This window comes from Amycolatopsis sp. NPDC089917 (genome assembly GCF_040684635.1).
GTDB lineage: Bacteria > Actinomycetota > Actinomycetes > Mycobacteriales > Pseudonocardiaceae > Amycolatopsis.
The window spans coordinates 1-17,994 of record NZ_JBFBGL010000053.1 but is presented as its reverse complement, the minus strand read 5'-3'; the positions used below and the strand labels follow the sequence as shown (position 1 = coordinate 17,994).

Annotated in this window: 17 protein-coding genes; 12 read left to right on the top strand and 5 right to left on the bottom strand. The window is 69.5% G+C overall.

Going from position 1 to position 17,994, the window contains the following annotated elements; all coding sequences use genetic code 11:
- Nucleotides 1–17: 17 nt before the first annotated feature.
- Nucleotides 18–968, top strand: coding sequence for a DUF3027 domain-containing protein (locus AB0N89_RS30610; protein WP_364211519.1), 951 nt, complete (start codon nt 18–20; stop codon nt 966–968).
- Nucleotides 958–3,768: a molecular chaperone Hsp90 gene (locus AB0N89_RS30605; RefSeq protein ID WP_364211516.1), complete on the top strand. Its 2,811-nt coding sequence runs from the start codon at nt 958–960 to the stop codon at nt 3,766–3,768. The genes AB0N89_RS30610 and AB0N89_RS30605 overlap by 11 nt, the downstream gene beginning before the upstream one ends.
- Before the next feature lie 357 nt (nt 3,769–4,125).
- Here AB0N89_RS30605 and AB0N89_RS30600 read toward each other — a convergent pair whose 3' ends face one another.
- Nucleotides 4,126–4,353 carry a DUF2530 domain-containing protein gene (locus tag AB0N89_RS30600; protein ID WP_039917556.1) on the bottom strand — a complete coding sequence of 76 codons (228 nt, stop codon included), beginning with the start codon at nt 4,351–4,353 and terminating at the stop codon, nt 4,126–4,128.
- Between the two features lie 80 nt (nt 4,354–4,433).
- Here AB0N89_RS30600 and AB0N89_RS30595 point away from each other — a divergent pair, with 80 nt between their 5' ends.
- The 4 genes from AB0N89_RS30595 to AB0N89_RS30580 all read left to right on the top strand — a co-directional run bounded on the left by AB0N89_RS30595 (nt 4,434) and on the right by AB0N89_RS30580 (nt 8,194).
- Entirely contained in the window at nt 4,434–5,891 is a 1,458-nt protein-coding gene (locus tag AB0N89_RS30595) for an NCS2 family permease (protein ID WP_364211513.1), read from the top strand.
- A gap of 67 nt (nt 5,892–5,958) precedes the next feature.
- Entirely contained in the window at nt 5,959–6,390 is a 432-nt protein-coding gene (locus AB0N89_RS30590; RefSeq protein WP_016337543.1) for a MarR family transcriptional regulator, read from the top strand.
- Nucleotides 6,391–6,500: 110 nt separating this feature from the next.
- Nucleotides 6,501–7,760 (top strand): MFS transporter, encoded by a 1,260-nt coding sequence (locus AB0N89_RS30585; RefSeq protein WP_364211510.1) that lies wholly within the window; start codon nt 6,501–6,503, stop codon nt 7,758–7,760.
- Complete coding sequence (locus AB0N89_RS30580; protein WP_364211507.1) at nt 7,757–8,194, top strand: hypothetical protein; 438 nt, start codon at nt 7,757–7,759, stop codon at nt 8,192–8,194. Before AB0N89_RS30585 ends, AB0N89_RS30580 begins: the two co-directional genes overlap by 4 nt.
- Here the strand turns inward: AB0N89_RS30580 and AB0N89_RS30575 are convergent.
- Nucleotides 8,191–9,207 carry a hypothetical protein gene (locus AB0N89_RS30575; RefSeq protein ID WP_364211504.1) on the bottom strand — a complete coding sequence of 339 codons (1,017 nt, stop codon included), beginning with the start codon at nt 9,205–9,207 and terminating at the stop codon, nt 8,191–8,193. The two genes, AB0N89_RS30580 and AB0N89_RS30575, sit on opposite strands and share 4 nt — an antisense overlap.
- Before the next feature lie 104 nt (nt 9,208–9,311).
- Between AB0N89_RS30575 and AB0N89_RS30570 the strand changes: the two genes are divergently transcribed.
- Nucleotides 9,312–9,845, top strand: a complete 534-nt coding sequence (locus AB0N89_RS30570) for a hypothetical protein (RefSeq protein ID WP_364211501.1) — start codon at nt 9,312–9,314, stop codon at nt 9,843–9,845.
- Between the two features lie 145 nt (nt 9,846–9,990).
- Here AB0N89_RS30570 and AB0N89_RS30565 read toward each other — a convergent pair whose 3' ends face one another.
- The 3 genes from AB0N89_RS30565 to AB0N89_RS30555 form a co-directional block, all read right to left on the bottom strand.
- Nucleotides 9,991–10,749: an arylamine N-acetyltransferase gene (locus AB0N89_RS30565; RefSeq protein ID WP_364211499.1), complete on the bottom strand. Its 759-nt coding sequence runs from the start codon at nt 10,747–10,749 to the stop codon at nt 9,991–9,993.
- Between the two features lie 89 nt (nt 10,750–10,838).
- Nucleotides 10,839–11,462 carry a superoxide dismutase gene (locus tag AB0N89_RS30560; protein WP_364211496.1) on the bottom strand — a complete coding sequence of 208 codons (624 nt, stop codon included), beginning with the start codon at nt 11,460–11,462 and terminating at the stop codon, nt 10,839–10,841.
- A gap of 225 nt (nt 11,463–11,687) precedes the next feature.
- Nucleotides 11,688–12,200, bottom strand: a complete 513-nt coding sequence (locus tag AB0N89_RS30555; RefSeq protein WP_093933198.1) for a hypothetical protein — start codon at nt 12,198–12,200, stop codon at nt 11,688–11,690.
- Between the two features lie 83 nt (nt 12,201–12,283).
- On the opposite strand from AB0N89_RS30555, the gene AB0N89_RS30550 reads away from it, so the two are divergent.
- Genes AB0N89_RS30550 through AB0N89_RS30530 form a run of 5 tightly spaced genes read left to right on the top strand, consistent with a single transcriptional unit; the run spans nt 12,284 to nt 17,918 of the window.
- Nucleotides 12,284–13,375 carry an ABC transporter substrate-binding protein gene (locus AB0N89_RS30550; protein ID WP_364211493.1) on the top strand — a complete coding sequence of 364 codons (1,092 nt, stop codon included), beginning with the start codon at nt 12,284–12,286 and terminating at the stop codon, nt 13,373–13,375.
- On the top strand, nt 13,372–14,406 hold the full coding sequence (locus tag AB0N89_RS30545; protein WP_364211490.1) for an iron ABC transporter permease: 1,035 nt from the start codon (nt 13,372–13,374) through the stop codon (nt 14,404–14,406). The genes AB0N89_RS30550 and AB0N89_RS30545 overlap by 4 nt, the downstream gene beginning before the upstream one ends.
- Nucleotides 14,403–15,233 (top strand): heme ABC transporter ATP-binding protein, encoded by an 831-nt coding sequence (locus AB0N89_RS30540; RefSeq protein WP_364211487.1) that lies wholly within the window; start codon nt 14,403–14,405, stop codon nt 15,231–15,233. The genes AB0N89_RS30545 and AB0N89_RS30540 overlap by 4 nt, the downstream gene beginning before the upstream one ends.
- Nucleotides 15,230–16,048: a hypothetical protein gene (locus AB0N89_RS30535; protein ID WP_364211484.1), complete on the top strand. Its 819-nt coding sequence runs from the start codon at nt 15,230–15,232 to the stop codon at nt 16,046–16,048. The genes AB0N89_RS30540 and AB0N89_RS30535 overlap by 4 nt, the downstream gene beginning before the upstream one ends.
- Before the next feature lies 1 nt (nt 16,049).
- Nucleotides 16,050–17,918 (top strand): HtaA domain-containing protein, encoded by a 1,869-nt coding sequence (locus tag AB0N89_RS30530; protein ID WP_364211481.1) that lies wholly within the window; start codon nt 16,050–16,052, stop codon nt 17,916–17,918.
- Nucleotides 17,919–17,994: the final 76 nt, after the last annotated feature.

The window sequence follows — 17,994 nt, the reverse complement described above, 5'->3', positions numbered from 1 at the left end:
TGCGGCAGAATGGGGGCATGACCCTGCTGTTGACCCTGGACGACGGCTCTATCCAGCGCAAACTCGCCGAGGCGGTCGATCTGGCCCGCGCGGCGGTGCTGGAGGACGCCGGTGCCGAACAGGTCGGCGGGCACGTCGGCGTGGACCGGGAGGACGCGGTTTCCGCGAGTCACCTGTTCGAGGCGATCGTGACGGGTTATCGCGGTTGGCGCTGGTCGGTGACGGTCGCGCTCGCCGGTGAGGACGAGCCGATCACCGTCAGCGAGGTCGTGCTCATCCCGGGTCCGGACGCGCGTGTCGCGCCGGCGTGGGTGCCGTGGGACCGCCGCGTCCAGGCGGGCGACCTCGGCGTCGGCGACATCTTCCCGGTGGAGAAGGACGACCCCCGGCTCGCCCCGGCGTACCTGGAGTCCGACGACCCCGCGGTCGAAGCGGTCGCCAAGGAGACCGGTCTCGGCCGGGTCCACGTGCTGTCCCGGCACGGCAGGCTCGACGCCGCCGCCCGCTGGCACGGCGGTGAGTTCGGCCCGCGGTCCGACATGGCGCGCAGCGCGCCGGACGTGTGCGGGAGCTGCGGGTTCTTCGTGTCGCTCGCGGGGTCGCTCAGCGCGGCCTTCGGCGCGTGCACCAACGACATCTCCCCGGCGGACGGCCACGTCGTCGACGTCGGGTACGGCTGCGGCGCGCACTCCGAGATCGAGGTCGAGGTGACCTCGTCGGTGCCGGTGGCGGAACTGGTCTACGACGACTCGCTGATGGACTTCGAGCCCGCGCCCGAGGCGCCCGCCGAGCCGGAGCCCGAGCCCGCCGAGGCCACGGTCGTCGACGAGTCCGAGGCCCCGGTGGCCGAGGTCCCCGAGACCGCCGAGGTCCAGCCGGAGGTCGAGCCCGAGGCAGCCGAGCCCGAGACCGACACCGAGACCGTCGTCGCGGCGCAGGCCGAGGCCGAAAGCGCCAGTGAGCACTGACCCGTTCGGCACCGAGCGGTTACGTGCCGCCGTCCTGCGCGCGTGGGCGGATTCGCCGACGCGGTTCACCGAGGACACGAACACCGAGAACGATCTGCGCGTCGGTGGTTACCGGGACAGGCTGTTCGTCGAGCTCGCGCAGAACGCCGCCGACGCCGCGCTGGCCGCGGGTGAGCGCGGCAGGCTCCGGGTGTCCGTTGTGGACGGTGAACTGAGGTTCGCCAACACGGGCGCGCCGCTGGACGCCCGCGGGGTCGAATCCCTTGCCTCCCTTCGCGCTTCCGGCAAGGGCGAAGAGACCGTCGGCCGGTTCGGCGTCGGGTTCGCCGCCGTGCTCACGGTTTCCGCCGAACCGCGGATCGTCTCGGCGACCGGCGGGGTCGCGTTCTCCGCCGAACGCACGCGCGCCGAGGCCGGCCGCGCCGGCGACGTTCCCGTGCTCCGGCTTCCGTGGCCGGTCCAGGACGGCGAACCCCCGGTGCCCGAAGGCTTCACCACCGAGGTCCGGCTTCCGCTGCGCGAGGGCGTCGACGTCGCCGCGCTGCTGGCGGATCTGAAGAACGACATCGGCGATCTCCTGCTCGCGCTGTCCTGGCTGGAAAGCATCGAGGTCGAAGGCGGTGTTCGGCGTCGCGCCGACGTCAGGGACGGCGTCGTCGAACTTTCGTCGCCGGACGGTTCCGCCGAGCGCTGGCAGGTCCATCGCGGCGACGTCGTGTGGGCCGTCCCGCTGGACGCGTCCGGTTCGCCGAGGCCGCTCGGGGACGACGTCCTGCACGCTCCGACGCCCACCGACGACGAGCTCTCCCTGCCCGCGAGGCTGATCGCGACGTTGCCGATCGAGCCGTCCCGGCGTCGCGCGTTGCCGGGTCCGGACCTGACGGCGGCGCTGAAGAACGCCGCGCGCGAGTACGTCTCTCTTGTTTGTTCCTTGCCCGCCGAGGAACGGCTGACGCTCGTCCCCGGGGCGACCTTCCCGCGTTCCACCGTGGACGGAACGCTGCGGGAAGCCATCCTGGAGAACCTGGCCGAGCTGCCCTGGCTCCCGGCGCAGGAAGGCGACGACCTTCCCGGTCGCCGGGCGCGGGTGCTCTCGGTCGATGTGCCGGGTTTCGCGCCACTGCTGGCGGATATCGTGCCTGGCCTGATCTCACTGTCCGGTGTGGACCTTCGCGCCGTCGGCGCGCAGTCGCTCACGCCCGCCGAGGCCATCGAACTGCTCACCGGCGCCCAGCGCGAACCGGCGTGGTGGCGCTCGCTCTACGACGTCCTTCTCCCGGCGCTCGAAGCGCACGACCTCACCAAGGACGACCTCGGTGCCCTGCCGGTGCCGATGTCGGACGGCCGCACCCTGCCCGGTGTGCGTGACGCGTTGCTCGTCGGCGGTTCGGCGGAACTGCTCGAACTTCTGTCCGATGTGGACATCATCGGCCTGCGGCTGGTGCATCCGGCCGCGGCGCATCCGTTGCTGGAACGCTTGGGCGCCAAGCATGCCGAGGCTGGTGACCTGCTCGAAGCCGACGCGCTGAGCGCCGCCGTCGAGCGCAGCGCCGAAGACGTCCGGTCCGGTTTGGACGGTATGGCCCTCGCGGGCGCGGTCCTCCGCCTGATCGCCGAAGTCGGCGACGAAGCCCCCGAATGGGCGGGCGCGCTGGCTCTGCCGAGCGAGGACGGCTGGCGGCGCGCGGACGAACTCGTCCTGCCGACGTCGCCGCTGGGCGACATCTTCGACCCCGAGGTGTTCGAGGAAGACGGCGCCTTGTCCGTGCTGGACGAGGAATTCGCCGAGGACTGGCCGGTCGCCACGCTCGTCGCGGTCGGCGTCCTCGATTCGTTCGCGATCATCACCGACGACGAACCGCTGGAGCCCGAGCACGGGCTGCCCGACGAGCACGACTGGTGGGATTCGCGGGAGCGTCCGCCGTCACGGGTGCTCGCCGTGCGCGATCTCGACCTCGTCGGCGACGACGCCTGGCCGGAGGCGCTGCGGTTGCTCGCGGCCCGGCCCGAAACCTGGCGCGCCCTCACCGAACCCGGCGGGCACACCGGCTGGTGGCTCGCGCGATACGCGCTGCTGGACGGGCACGTGCCGCTCGATTGGCGCATGCCGGAAGCAGCGGCGCTGACCGGGCTCTACGACGTCGTCCCGGATTCGGGGCTGAGCAAGGAGATCCTGCTCGCCGCCGGAGTCCGGACGGAGCTGGGAACGGACGCCGAAGACGTCGAAGATCTCTTGGACCGGCTGGGCGATCCCGAGCGCAAGGTGAGCCCGGGGCTCGCGTCCCGCGCGCACGCGGCGCTCGCGGAGTACACAGTGGACGTCGCGGCGCCGGATCGGGTCCGGGCCGCGGACGGTTCGGCCGTCGACGCCCGCGACGCCGTCGTGCTCGACGTGCCGTGGTTCGCCGCCGTGCTGACTCCGGAGCGGATGGTCGTCGCGGCGAGCGGTGCCGTCGCGCTGGCGGAGCTGCTGGACCTGCCGGTGGCGAGCGGTCTCGACGCCAAGGTCACCGAGGACGGCGAGTACGTGCCGTGGACCGAGCTGTCCGCGTTGCGGCTGGCCGCCGATCAGCTGGGCGTCGAACTGCCCGAGGGCGGTGTGCTGCTGCACGAGGCGCTGACGGTGACTTTCGAGGACGCGGAGCACGAAGTCGCGTGGTGGTCCGACGGCAGGCTGCACGCCGCCGACACCCCGGAGGGCCTGGGACGCGCCTTCGCCTGGGCCACGGACCGCTGGGCCGACCGGCACGTCCTCACCGCGCTGCTCGAAGACCCCTCACCCTCGGCGCTCCTCAACTGACGCAAACAGGTGACTAATTGCGGGAACCCAGGGGCGCTGAACGCGGGAACTCGTTGAGAGGTAAGGCAAAGGTGTCGTGTTGACGCACTCGTCCGCGCTCCGGCTTTCGGTGTCGCGAAAGCCACTTTCGAGACATCAGACGTCCCGAAAGTGGCTTTCGCGACATCCCCACGAGGCCACCTACCCCTGGCGGCGGGCACCTCGCAGGACGAAGCGCGGGAACCCAGAGGCGCTGAACGCGGGAGCCCAGAGGCGCTGAACGCGGGAGCCCAGAGGCGCTGAACGCGGGAGCCCAGAGGCGCTGAGCGCGGGAGCCCAGAGGCGCTGAGCGCGGGAACCCAGAGGCGCTGAGCGCTCTTAGAGCCTTTGGGCGCTCTTCGAGCCGCGCCGGGCGGCGGCGCGCTGCCACGCGATGATCGCGAGGCCGATGAAGCCGAGCACGAGGCCGGAGAACGCCGTCTGCACCCAGATGCCGTCGGTCACAAAGAACAGGACCACTGTCGCGACGGCCCAGAGCGCGGTACCTACGATTACGACCGGCGTCAGGTCGGTCAGCCGCTTCGGCAGCTCCGGCGTTGGCCGCAATGAACCGTTTACTTCCCCGGAATTGATCGATTCGCCCACGTGGGGAAGGGTACCCGGCAACGGGCGAAGGGTGGTACGCGATGGCGGAGCAGCGCACCCGGTCCACACTGGACCGGTTCTTCAAGATCAGCGAGCGCGGCTCGACACCGGGGCGGGAGATCCGCGGCGGCATCGTCACGTTCTTCACGATGGCCTACATCGTCGTCCTCAACCCGTTGATCATCGGCAGCTTCGCCGCCGACGACGCGGGCGCGCACAAGGACGTCCTCGGCAACATCCTCCCCGTGCCGCAGGTCGCCGCGGTGACCGCGCTGGTCGCCGGGGTGCTGACCATCATCATGGGGCTGGTCGCGAACTACCCGTTCGCCATCGCCACCGGCCTCGGCATCAACAGCCTGATCGCGGTCACCTTCGCCTCCCAGATGACCTGGCCCGAGGCGATGGGTCTGGTGATGATCGAGGGCCTGGTCATCGTCCTGCTGGTCTTCGCCGGGATCCGGACCGCGGTGTTCAACGCCGTGCCCGCCCCGCTCAAATCGGCGATCGCCGTCGGCATCGGCCTGTTCATCTGCCTGATCGGCCTGGTCGACGCCGGCTTCGTCCGCCGCGTCCCGGATGAGGCGAAGACGACCGTGCCGGTGGGGCTCGGCATCGACGGCTCGATCGCGTCGTGGCCGACGCTGGTGTTCGTCGTCGGCCTGCTGGTCACCGGCATCCTGGTCGCGAAGAAGGTCAAGGGCGCGATCCTGATCGGTGTCCTCGCCTCGACCGTGCTGGCGATCGTCGTCGAAGCGATCACCAAGGTCGGTCCGTCGAAGGGCGTGAACCCGCTGGGCTGGAACCTCGGTTACCCGGCGCTGCCGGATCAGGTCCTCGGCCTGCCGGACCTCTCGCTGGTCGGTGAAGTCTCCTTCGGCGCCTGGACGCGGCTGCCGATCATCACCGTCGTGCTGCTGGTGTTCACCCTGGTGCTGGCGGACTTCTTCGACACCATGGGCTCGATGACCGGGCTGGCCAAGGAGGGCGGTCTCCTCCCGGAGGACGGCAAGCTCCCCAACGTCGGCAAGGCCCTGTTCGTCGACGGCACCGCCGCGGTGGCCGGCGGCTTCGCGTCGTCGAGTTCGAACACCGTCTTCGTCGAGTCCGCGTCCGGGATCGCGGAGGGCGCCAGGACCGGGCTCGCGAACGTCGTCACCGGCGTGCTCTTCATCGCCGCGATGTTCCTGACCCCGCTGTATCAGGTGGTCCCGGTCGAGGCCGCCGCTCCGGCGCTGGTCGTCGTCGGCGCGCTGATGATGAGCCAGGTCAAGGAGATCGACTTCGCCGACTTCACCGTCGCGCTGCCCGCGTTCCTGACGATCGTGGTCATGCCGTTCACCTACTCGATCGCGAACGGCATCGGCGCCGGTTTCGTCAGCTACGTCGTGCTCCGCGCGGTCTCCGGCCGGGCGAAGGGCATCCACCCGCTGATGTGGGCCATCGCCGCCATGTTCGTGGCCTATTTCGCGGTCGGTCCCATTCAGGCGGCGTTCAACTGACCGGCGGTTATGTCACCCGTGGGCGATCTCACGGGCTGAGGATCCGATCGTGAGGTATGCTAACTATATGTCCGGAGACACGCACGAGCGCTCACTGGCGAGCCGCCTGCGTCTCGCGGTGGTGCGGCTCAATCGACGACTCAGGGCCCAGCGTGCCGGTGACGGCATCTCGCTGACCCAGGTGTCCGCGTTGTCGACGCTGCACAAATGCGGTGCGCTGACCCCTGGCCAGCTCGCCGCGAAGGAAGGCGTCCAGCCGCCCTCGATGACGAGGGTGATCGCCGCGCTCGAGGAGATGGGTTACGTCGAGCGCAGGCCGCATCCGACGGACGGCCGTCAGGCCATCGTCGAGTTGTCCGATCGCGGCCGGGCTTACGTGATCGAGCAGATCACCGCGCGGGAGATCTGGCTGGACAAGCAATTGGCGGAGTTGAGCGCCGAAGAACGTGAAGTGCTCTCTCGTGCCTCCGAGATCATCGACAGGATGGCGGGGAACTAACAGCGGTGACGACCACGGGTAACGAAACAGAGTGTCCTTCCAAGACCACCGTTACCCGGAATCCCGCTCCACCGCCGCCACCTCCCGTGCGCGAGAAGCCGCGCGGGAGCATGTTCTCCTCGCTGAAGGTCCGCAACTACCGGCTGTTCTTCACCGGCCAGGTCATCTCGAACATCGGCACCTGGATGCAGCGCATCGCGCAGGACTGGCTGGTGTTCACCCTCAGTGGCAACGACCCGATCGCGCTCGGCATCGCGGTCGCCCTGCAGTTCGCGCCCACGCTGTTCCTCTCGCTGTGGGCCGGGGTGCTGGCCGACCGCGTCGACAAGCGGCGGCTGCTGATCGGCATCCAGATCGCCGTGCTGGCGCAGGCGGTCGTCCTCGGCGCGCTCGACCTGAGCGGGATCGCGGCGCTCTGGCACGTCTACCTGCTCTGCTTCACACTGGGCTGTACGGCTTCGCTGGAAGTGCCGGCGCGGCAGTCGTTCGTCGCCGAGATGGTCGGCCGGGACAAGGTCACCAACGCCGTCGCGCTCAACTCCTCGATCTTCAACATGGCCCGCATCGTCGGCCCGGCCATCGCGGGGTTCGCGATCACCTGGGTCGGCACCGGCTGGCTGTTCATGGCGAACGCGGTGAGCACGGGCGCCGTCATCACCGCGCTGGTGATGATGAACCCGGACAAGCTCTTCCGCGGTCCGGCCATCCCGCGCGAGAAGGGGCAGCTCGTCGAAGGGCTGCGGTACGTCCGGCGGCGCAGTGACCTGATGACCGTGATGGTGCTGGTGTTCTTCGTGAGCACGTTCGGCATCACGTACTTCACCTCGCTGCCGATCGTCGCCGCGAACGTCTTCCACACCAACGCCGACGGCTACGGCCTGCTGTCGACGCTGGTCGCCGTCGGCACGTTCACCGGCGCGCTGATGTCGGCCCGCCGTAACACCCGCGGCGGTCCCCGCGTGCGGCTGCTGCTGATCTCGGCGTTCCTGCTCGGCGCGTTCGAGGTGATCACCGCGTTCATGCCGACGTACCTGACCTTCGGCCTCGCGCTGATCCCGCTCGGCTACGCCACGATCACCTTCCTCAACACGGCGAACGCGCTGGTGCAGACCGCGGTCAGCCCGGAGATGCGCGGCCGAGTGATGGGCCTGTACGTGCTGGTGCTGATCGGCGGCAACCCGATCGGCGGGCCGATGACCGGCTGGATGGCCGACGCCTTCGGGGGCCGCTCGCCGTTCTACATCGGCGGCGCGATCTCGGCGCTCGCCGCGATAGCCTGTGCTGTCGTGTTGATCCGGCGCGGTGGGGTGAGCCTGCCGGTGCGGCGGTTCGGGAACGGGCTGCGCGTGCTGAAGAGGGAGCGAGTGTGAACAGACTCGGCGTCGAACCGTCGGTGACCCGGTGGAACGACGGTGAGGCCCGGTTCCTGGACTGGACGATCGACGGCGTCGCGCTGCGCGACATGGATCCCACACAGCACCAGACGCCGTTGTTCCTGGACGACGACAGGTGGCGCGAAACCGCCGTCGCGACCCTGTCACGGCTGCTGGGTGACCTGCCCGGCGACTTCGACGACGGCCGGGTCGCGTTGCTGTTCTGCCCGATGTGCGGTGATCTCGGCTGCGGCGGCTACAGCGTCGAGGTCGTCCTCGGTGACGACGTGGTCGAGTGGCGGGCGTACGGCTGGCAGTACGACTACGAGCCTTTCGACTCCGCTCAGGAGTTCGCCTTCGCCGTGGCCCGGTTCGACCGGAAGGCGTACGAGACGCTGCTTCGCGACCTCCTGTCGAACTACCGCGCTTAGCGGCCGAGCAGCGGCGGAACCATCTTTTCGGCGAGAGCCGGGAGATCGCCGGGGCCCTTGAACTTCAGCGTCTGCCCGTCCGGATCGCCGGTGAGCCGCACGAACACGCCGCGTCCGTCGACCTGGGCGGGCAGCCCGGCGATGGTCGTGGTCGGCTTGACGGTCGACGACAGCTCGCTGTAATCCGCTGTCACGCCGTTCAGTTCGCAGGAGGCGAAGAACGTCGGTTTCGCTTTGTCCGCGGGGACGCCGAGCGCGCGGCCGAGCTCTCCGCACAGCAGCCAGGACATCACGGGAAGCGGTTTGTCCTTGAGCGCCCCGGCTTCGACCTGTTGCGGCGGGATCTCGCCGTCTTCGCCGATTTTCGGCAACTGCGGCCCGGGCGGCGTCGCGCCCGCGATCAGTGCCTCGGCGAGTGCCTTCGCCTTGCCCTCCGCCTCGGGAGCCTTGACGGTCCGGCCGCGGACGGAGACGTTCAATACCGGCGACGCGCCGTTGTGCGGCGCGACCTCGACCAGTTCGACGCCCAGACTGGTGCCGCCCAGGTCGGTGGCGATGACCGCGAGCTTGCCCGCGACGGTCGTCCTGGTCGGCACGCCGCGGCTCGTGTTCTCGGGCAGCGCGGGGACCATCTGGGCGGTGACGTCGAGCTGCGCGGTGACCGCGTGACACGATCCGCCCGCCTCCAGGAGCGTGCGGCCGCCGAGGATCTCCTCCCAGCGCTGCTGCGGGATCGCCTGGCACAGCACCTGGGCGCCGGTCTCGCTCGTCAGCGCGGCCACCATCTCGCCCGTCGGCATCGAGACCGGACGGAGCGCGTTCTCCGGCTTGGACGGCCAGACGTCCGGCAGCTCGGCTTCCGAACCGGAGTCGCCCCGGTTCAGCAGGGTGATCGCGACGAAGATGCCCACGCCGAACAGCAACAGGACACTGGTCAGCGCGCAGCCCGCCCAGATCCACATCGGACGGTCGGTCCGGCGCGCGATGGCGCGGTAGTCGTTCGGGGTGGCCACGGGGTGAAGCTAGCCCGTCGGGGGCCCGCTGTCCGGCGAAACGCCAACTCGATGGGTGGATCCGGCAGGTAGACTTCGGTCAGCGCTGGTTAGTGGCTTGAGCCATGAGCGGCACAGTGTTCCGCAGCGTTCCCGGAGTGCCCAGGTGGGCGAAGTGGTCGGCGCACACCGTCGCCCTGGTGAATCTCCCCGTCCGGCGTCTGGCGGCTCGGGCTGGCCGTGGGGATCCGTTCGGCCTGGCACAGTCCGAATTGGACGCCCTGAAGACGCCCGGCTGGGGATCGCTCTACCTGGTGTTCCTCGCCGTGTTCTCCGAAGCCGTCGCTTTCCTGGCTCTCGGTCTCGTCCAGCCGTGGGGCGAGACCTGGCCACGCTGGATCCCCTTCGTGGGCGGCAAACCCGTCTCCGCCCGCAAGGTCGTGATCACGCCCTCGCTCGGGGTGCCGGCGACGACGGTCTACGCCGGGCTGTTCGTCTACACGACGCTCAACGCCGACATGGCGGGCGACTGGCTGATCGCCGGCGCCGCGCCCGCGTGTCGTCCATCTGAATCAGGACGCTCAACGTCCCGAATCCTCCAGTCACTCGGACGGGTGAGATCGGGGTCTCTCAGGCGAACCCCTTGCCCGAGTAGATGAGGTTAGGCTAACCTCATACATGTCCGCTTCGTGGTGGGAGCGGCAGTCAGTTCGGGAACGGACGAAGCCCCGCAACCGGGTTACCCCCGGCGGCGGGGCTTCGTTCATTCCGGGGGTTCATGGTCGATGAACGGCGCCGATCCGGTCAAGGCCGTTCCGGCACTCGGGTGAGTCCGATCCCGAACTCCTTCCGGTAGGCGTCCAGGATCTCTTGATCACTCGAAAGCCTGATCTCCTCGCGGACGCCGTGGGTCGTGACGATCAGCTTGTCACCCGCCAGCGTGACGCGGCCGTGTTTGCCCGGCAGCGAGCAGGTCGGTCCCTGGGTGAAAGGCGAGTCCGGCGAGGTCGCCTGCCAGAAGGCCGTCGGGACGAACTCGTCCAGCGCCCGCGGCCGCCGCTCGATCCGATACTGGGGCTCGCCGTCCAGGAGGACGTCGATGTCGCCATGGGGCGCGTCGAGGAACAGGAACTCGCCGTCCGGGTCGGCCTGCGGCTCGGTGGCGGACAGACGCAGCGGGAACCGGCTGAACCGGCCGAAGCCGACGTCGGCCAGCCAGGGTTCGTCCAGCTCGACGTGGACGAGCGCGTGGTCGAACGGCCGGCCGAGGGTGCCGTCCTTCCGGAACACCTTCGCCGACCTCAGCTCGGCGTCGAAACCCAGTTCCCGCAGCAGCGCGGCGAAGAGCCCGTTGAGCTCGTAGCAGAACCCGCCACGGCGACGTCGGACGATCTTGTCGAACAGCGCGTCGGCGTCCAGGACGATCGGTTCGCCGAGGTGGATGCTCAGATTCTCGAACGGGACCACCGCGAGGTGACGTTCCTGCAGCACCCGCAACGCGGCGACGTCCGCGGCGGCGGGGCGGTCCAGCCCGAGGCGATCGAGGTAAGCGGCGACGTCCATGCGACCACCTTCACACCTCGACTTCGCTGGAGGTCAAGCACTGAAAAGGGGCCCTCCTTCGAAGGAGGGCCCCGATTCGTGGCGAGAGGTCAGCCGAGCAGCAGGCCGTTGCCACCGGCGACGGCGTTGTCGAACCGCTTGGAGATCTCGGCCCAGTTGAAGATGTTCCAGAGAGCCTCGACGTACTTCGGCTTCACGTTCTTGTAGTCCAGGTAGAACGCGTGCTCCCAGACGTCGACCAGCAGGATCGGCGTGGTCGGCAGGACCAGGTTGTTGTGGTGGTCGCGCAGCTGCTGGGTGATCAGCGTCTTGCCGATCGGGTCCCAGGAGAGGGCGGCCCAGCCGTTGCCCTGGATGGTGGTGGCGACCGCGGTGAACTGCGCCTTGAACTTGTCGAAGGAGCCGAACGCCTCGTCGATCGCGGCGGCGAGCTCACCGGTCGGCTTGTCGCCGCCTTCCGGGGAGAGGATCTTCCACCACACGACGTGGTTGGCGTGCCCGGCGAGGTGGAACGCCAGCGTGGTCTGGAGGCCGACGATGTCACCGAAGTTGCCGGCCTCGCGGGCCTCGGCGATCTTGTCGAGCGTGTCGTTCGCGCCCTTGACGTAGGTCGCGTGGTGCTTGCTGTGGTGCAGCTCGTTGATCTCGCCCGAGATGTGCGGCGCCAGAGCGCTGTAGTCATAGTCGAGATCGGGGAGCACGTAGCGGGCCATCGGCCCTCCTTCTGTCTTCGACACAAGATTCCAAGGACGAACTTAGTCGTCTTCACCCGTTTGCGGCGACCGGGGGCGCCGCGATTCTCCCCAGGTGGAACGACCCGTTCTTACTGGCAGTACCCGGTCGGGCCACTGCCTGAAACCCACCCTGCTAGCTCCAGTTAGCTGGAGGTCAAGGCGATGTGACGGCGGTCATCGAAGGAGGGCCGGTGACTCTCCGCGTCAGGAGAAGGAGACCGGGATGAAGACGTCCGAGTTCCGGTCGTTCGAGGCGAAGTGATCGCGGCGCGAGATGATCGCGCACGTCACCGAGGGGTTGGAGCAGTCGAGGCCGCTGTTGACCTCGGCGATCCGGATCTGCGTCGTGAAGGTGCCGTTCGAGGCGATCGGCGAGGAGCCGCCGGGGAAGTTGGTCACCCAGGCGGACGGGCCGACACCGGTGCCGCCCTGGCCGTCGCCGCCCGCGCAGGGGCTCGGTTTGGTGCCGTAGCTGTAGTCCTCGGGCACGGCGCACAGCGCGACGTAGTAGCCCTCCGCGGAGTTGAACCCGCTGCCCGTGACGGTGATGGTCTCGCCGGCCGCGGCGAGACCGGTGGCGTTGGAGGCGGAGAGGGTCTTGCCGTTGTGGGTCGCACTGCCCGGCGCGGCCGAGGCGGGGGCGGCGAGCGCGGTGACGGCCGCGGTCGCGGCGGTCGTGACCAGTGCGGCGCGGAGCAGGACCGATCTCTTCGACATGGGAAGTTCCCTTCGATCACAAGGAGGTCACAGCCTTAGGCAAGGCTTACCTATCTATCGGTAAATATGGTTAGCCTTGCCTAATGTTGTCAAGGGGGTTGCTGCCCGCGGTCGCTCTGCTCCTCGCCATCGTTGTCAGCGGCTGCTCGTCGCCACCTCTGGCGACCACGAAAGCGGCCGGAACCGGTGCCGATCCGCGACCGCTTTCGCAGGTCACGCCCCTGCCGGAGCCGAAAACCCACGCCGGTCCGAGCACCGCGAGGCTCGCACAGGCGGACATCACCGGAGAGAAACCGGCGATCCGGCACCTCCCGGCGTCGGTCACCGATCACCAGGGCACGCCGGTCACGGTGACCGACACCAGCCGGATCCTCGCCTTCGACATGTCCGGCACCCTCGCCGCGACCGTGTTCGGTCTCGGCCTCGGCGGCAACGTCGTCGGCCGGGACGTCTCCACCGGTTTTCCGTCGGCCAGGAACCTGCCGCTGGTCACCGTGAACGGCCACCGGCTCAACGCCGAGGCGATCCTGGCGCTGCGCCCGACCGTGGTGATCACCGACACGACGCTGGGCCCTTGGGACGTCGTGCTCCAGTTGCGCGCGTCCGGGGTGCCCGTGGTCGTCGTCGACGCGAAGCGCTCGATGGACAACGTCGGCGACATCGTCCGCCAGGTCGCCGCCGCGCTGGGCGTTTCCGAAGCGGGCGAAAGCCTCGCGACCAGGCTCGCGGCCGACGTCGACGCCAAGAAGGCGGAGATCGCGAAGCTCGCTCCCGCCGATCCGGCCCGCAAACTTCGCGTCGTCTTCCTGTACATGCGCGGGCAGGCGGGCGTGTATCACCTGTTCGGCAAGGGATCCGGCGCCGATTCGCTGATCGGCGCGCTCGGCGCTGTCGACGTCGCCACCGAAGCGGGGATCGAGGGCATGCGCCCGGTCAACCCGGAGGCGCTGGCCAAGGCCAGGCCCGACGTGATCCTCATGATGACCAAGGGGCTCGAGTCCGTCGGCGGGGTCGACGGCGCGCTCCAGGTGCCCGGGGTGGCGCAGACACCCGCCGGGCAGCATCGCCGCGTCGTCGACATGGCGGACTCGCAGATCCTGAGCTTCGGGCCGCTCACCGCCGGGGTGCTCGACGCGCTGGCGCGGGCCCTCTACGCGCCGGGCGACGCCGGATGAACCGCGGCGTCAAGGTGACCGCGGTGTTCGCCGTGCTCATCGCCGGTGTCGTCGCGATTTCGCTCGTCTCGGCGGGCAGCGGGCAGTTCGGCATCCCGCTGTCGCGGGTCTTCGATTCCGTGCTGCACCGGATCGGGCTCGCGGAAACACGGCTCGACCCGTTCGCCGAGGGCGCGCTGTGGCAGGTCCGGTTCCCCCGCGTGGTGATGACGTTGCTGGTCGGCGGGGTGCTCGGGGTCTGCGGCGCGGTGATGCAGGGCGTGTACGGCAACCCGCTCGCCGAACCGGCCGTGGTCGGCGTCTCGTCCGGCGCGGCCGTCGGCGCGAGTCTGTCCATTGTGGCCGGTTGGACGTTCCTCGGTGCTTTCACCACCCCGGCCTTGGGGTTCGCCGGCGGGCTCGTCACGACGCTGCTGGTCTACGCGCTTTCGCGGTCGCGCGGGCGCTCCGAGGTGGTCACGCTGATCCTGACCGGTGTCGCGGTCAACGCCGTCACGATGGCGATCATCTCGTTCCTGATGTTCTCCGCCGACCAGGCCGCCCGCGAGCAGATCGTGTTCTGGCAGCTGGGTTCCCTGGCCGGTTCGCGCTGGCCGTACGTCGTGACCGTGCTGCCGCCGGCCGCCGTCGGGGTCGCGGTGTCGATCGCGCTGTCCCGGAAACTCGACCTCCTCGCGCTCGGGGAGCGGCAGGCCCGGCATCTCGGTGTGGACGTCGAGAAGCTGCGGCTCGGCGCGGTCGTGATCGTCGCGCTGATGGCGGCGGCGGCCGTCTCGTACTCGGGGATCATCGGATTCGTCGGGCTGATCGTGCCGCACGGGCTGCGGATGCTGCTCGGTCCCGGGCATCGCGTGCTGATCCCGGCGAGCCTCTTCGGCGGCGCGCTGCTGCTCGCCGCGGCGGATCTCGGCGCCAGAACCCTGTTCACCTACGCGGATCTGCCGATCGGCATGCTGACCGCGCTCGTCGGCGGGCCGTTCTTCTTCTGGCTCCTGCTGCGCACCCGGCGGCGTTCGGGGGGCTGGGCATGAAGCTCTTCTCCCGGCGTGAAAACGCCTTGCCCCAGCCCGCGGAACGCGGTGCCGAACTCGACCGCGTCTCCTACTCGGTCGACGGGAAACCGCTGCTCCGTGACGTTTCGCTGCGGGTGCGCGCGGGCGAGGTCCTCGCGGTCGTCGGTCCGAACGGCGCGGGCAAGTCCACCACGCTCGGGCTCCTCGCCGGGGATCTCCGCCCGGATTCGGGACGTGTCCTCGTCGCCGGGAGGGAGCTGGGCGGCTGGAGCGGGATCGAACTCGCGCGGTTGCGCGCGGTCCTGCCGCAGCAGAACACCGTGACCTTCCCGTTCACCGTCGCCGACGTCGTGCGGATGGGCCGGACCCCTTGGGAAGGAACGGAAGCCGAGGACTTCGACGAGACCGAGATCGCGGCCGCGCTGAAGGCGACCGGGATGACCGGGTTCGCCGGACGCCGGTTCACCACGTTGTCCGGCGGAGAGCAGGCGAGGGCCGCGCTCTCGCGGGTGCTCGCCCAGCGGGCGGGAGTCCTGCTGCTCGACGAACCCACCGCCGCGCTGGATCTGCGCCACAGCGAAGAGATCCTCACCCTCGCTACGGCGCGTGCCGAGGCGGGGGACGCGGTGCTCGTCGTCCTGCACGACCTCGGCCTCGCCGCCGCGTACGCGGATCGGGTCGCGGTGCTGTCGGAAGGGGAACTCGCCGCCGAGGGCACGCCCGCCGAGGTGCTGACCGAGACGTTGCTCAGCGAGGTCTACCGGCATCCCGTGGAGGTCCTCACCCATCCCCGTACCGGGAAACCGATCGTCCTGCCCCACCGAGCGGCCGAGGAGCGCCGATGAAACAGCTGATGAGAGTGGCCGTCGCAGCCGGGCTGCTCGTGCTCGCCGCACCCGTGCCCGCCGCCGCGGCGGGTGCGGCCGTGACCTTCTCACCCGGTTCCGCGGACCCGGACTACGCGACCTCCTTACAGGTCAAGGGAACCGGCTTCCAGTCCGTGCCGAAGGGGTACGGCGGGATCTACCTGCTGTTCGGCTGGGTCGCCGACGGCGCCTGGCAACCGAGCCAGGGCGGGGCGGCCGGCGAGACGTATCGGTACGTCAAAGACAAGGAAGCCAAGGACAACAACGGTTTCCAGCGTTTTCTGGCCTTCCCCGGCAGCGACACCGCGTCCGCGGCCAACGGCGAGCTCGCCGCGAACGGGACGTGGTCGGCGAAACTGGTGATTCCCGGCGCACGGTTCAAGGCAGCCGACCGGACCGGGAAGGTCGTCGACGTCGACTGCCTGAAGGTCCGATGCGGACTGATCACGGTCGGCGCGCACGGCGTGGTCAACGCCACCAACGAGACCTTCACCCCGGTGACGTTCGCGGTGCCCAAGGCGCCCACGACCCAGGCCGCCGCGCCGCCACCCCCTCCTCCGGCTTCGTCGGCGCCGCCGCCTTCCTCCGGCGCGGCGCCGGCGTCCTCTTCGGCGCCACCTTCGTCCACAGTGGAATCACCGACGGCCGTGCCGGTTCCGAAACCGGCCGCGCAGAGCGGGGAATCCGGTTCGTGGTGGTGGATCGCCGTCGTGGCGGGCGTGGTGCTGATCGCCGCGCTCGCCGTCCCCCTGATCCGGGCCCGCAAGCGGACCCGAAACGCGGAAGGTGAATGAAGTGTCCTTGCGAAGATGGGGCGCCGCGCTCGCGGGTGCGGCGCTGGTCGCCGGAATCGCCGCCACTCCGGCGATCGCCGCCGACCCGTTCACGCCGAAGGTGACCGTGACGCCGAGCGCCGGACTCGATCCGGCGGGCACGAAGATCGTCGTCAAGGGCACCGGATTCGACCCGGCCGCCAACGACGGCAAGGGCTTCGGCCTGCGCGTGGGCCCGGCGAAAGCCGACGTCCGCGACCGCGCCGGTAAGGACTTCCAGGTCAGCCGCCTGATCAAGAAGGGGGCCGTCGGCACCCAGATCCCGGTGGACGACGACGGGAACTGGGAGTACGCGGTCACGGTCAAGGCCGAGTACGTCGCGAGCGGCACGACCTACAGCGCTAAGACGCAGCCGTTCAGCGTCTTCGTCTTCGGCTGGGACACCCCGGCGCTCACCTGGGACAGCACGACCCCGGTGAAGTTCACCGGGATCGGCGATCCGGATCCGGGACCGGGGGACACCGCGGCCGGTCTCGGCTGGGGCGTGAGGCAGTCCTGGCGGAGCTACATCACCCGGGGCGGCACGGTGACGCCGTCGAACGGGGCGACGCTGGACCCCTCGGCGCCGAACGCCGAGCCGTTCCCGTACCACTGGAAGTACGGATCGTCCACGTGGGACTCCGGCAAGGGCACGGCCTCCTACACCGGTCAGGTCACTTACACGTTCGAAGCGCATACGATCTGGGACTTCACCATCGCCGATCCCCGGATCGCCATCGCCGGTGACGGCACCGGGAGGCTCACCGCCAAGATCGGGTATTCCTTCTACGGGACCAAGACCGCGCCCCAGAAGGTGCGGCCGCCGTCCGACGTCGTGTTCGCCGACCTCACGCTGAAGGCGCCACAGCAGGTGGGGGACGGCGTCGTCGTCGACATCGAGTCGGCGAAACTGACCAAGGAGGGCGCCGAGGCGTTCGCCGACTTCTACAAGGAGGGCGACGCCCTCGACACGGGCCGGATCGCCTTCCCCGGCAAGAGCGGCCCGGCACCCACTTCCACTCAGCCCACCAGTTCGGTGCCCACGAGTTCGATGCCGACCTCGGCTCCGACCTCGACGACGTCCTCGGCGTGTGTGCTGACCCCGGATTCCGCGAAGCAGGGAAACCTGCTGTGGGGCTTCAAACAGAGCTTCCGCCGCTACGTCGCGACCGGCTCGGGCACGTCGATCACCGCTTCGGACGGTGTCGAGGTCACCGATATCGACAAGATCGACGGGACGGGGCCGCCGAGCGGGGCCTACCGGTGGGGCTTCGACAGCGCGCGGTACAAGTCGGCGAGCGAGTTCACGACGCAGTTCCGGGGCAAGGTGACCTTCGCCTATCCGAGTCACTCGTTCGAATTGTCGATCGGACGGCCGAAGGTGGTCGTGGCGCAGGGGAAGGGCACGCTCTACGCCGACGTCGAGCTGAAGACGACCAGCGGGGCGCCGTCGCCTCCCATCAACCAGCCGGGTGTCGAGCTCGCGTCGCTCGACCTTTCGGCGGCGAAGACCACCGAGGGCGCGGGAGTGCTGAGCGTCGCCGGGGTCAAGGTCACCCTGGGCAACGCTGAGGCGTTCGCGAAGTTCTACAAGGTCGGCGAGGTGCTCGACGAGGCCGCGGTGACGCTCGGTGCCTCGTGCGCGAACCTGCCGGGTGGTTCCGGGCCCGGTACGGGTCCTGGTGCGGGCTCGGGCTCCGGCTCCGACGACCTGGTGCCCGATGTGAAGTACCGGCCGGACTCGGCGCTGGCTTCCACCGGTGTCGAGAGCGGCGTCTGGCTGCTCGGGGGACTGGTGCTGCTGGGCGCCGGACTGCTTCTGGTGCTGGTGGTGCGTCGCCGGACCGCGTGATGTCGGTGGTCAGCGGGATGTCATGAAAGGGTCGTTCAGGACGAAAAACGTCCTGAACGACCCATTCATGACACTT

Coding starts and splice junctions, on each gene's coding strand:
- AB0N89_RS30610 (WP_364211519.1), top strand. CDS start 18: ATGACCCTGCTGTTGACCCTGGACGACGGCTCTATCCAGCGCAAACTC.
- AB0N89_RS30595 (WP_364211513.1), top strand. CDS start 4,434: ATGGCGGAGCAGCGCACCCGGTCCACACTGGACCGGTTCTTCAAGATC.
- AB0N89_RS30590 (WP_016337543.1), top strand. CDS start 5,959: ATGTCCGGAGACACGCACGAGCGCTCACTGGCGAGCCGCCTGCGTCTC.
- AB0N89_RS30585 (WP_364211510.1), top strand. CDS start 6,501: ATGTTCTCCTCGCTGAAGGTCCGCAACTACCGGCTGTTCTTCACCGGC.
- AB0N89_RS30570 (WP_364211501.1), top strand. CDS start 9,312: ATGAGCGGCACAGTGTTCCGCAGCGTTCCCGGAGTGCCCAGGTGGGCG.
- AB0N89_RS30565 (WP_364211499.1), bottom strand. CDS start 10,749: ATGGACGTCGCCGCTTACCTCGATCGCCTCGGGCTGGACCGCCCCGCC.
- AB0N89_RS30560 (WP_364211496.1), bottom strand. CDS start 11,462: ATGGCCCGCTACGTGCTCCCCGATCTCGACTATGACTACAGCGCTCTG.
- AB0N89_RS30555 (WP_093933198.1), bottom strand. CDS start 12,200: ATGTCGAAGAGATCGGTCCTGCTCCGCGCCGCACTGGTCACGACCGCC.
- AB0N89_RS30550 (WP_364211493.1), top strand. CDS start 12,284: ATGTTGTCAAGGGGGTTGCTGCCCGCGGTCGCTCTGCTCCTCGCCATC.
- AB0N89_RS30545 (WP_364211490.1), top strand. CDS start 13,372: ATGAACCGCGGCGTCAAGGTGACCGCGGTGTTCGCCGTGCTCATCGCC.
- AB0N89_RS30540 (WP_364211487.1), top strand. CDS start 14,403: ATGAAGCTCTTCTCCCGGCGTGAAAACGCCTTGCCCCAGCCCGCGGAA.
- AB0N89_RS30535 (WP_364211484.1), top strand. CDS start 15,230: ATGAAACAGCTGATGAGAGTGGCCGTCGCAGCCGGGCTGCTCGTGCTC.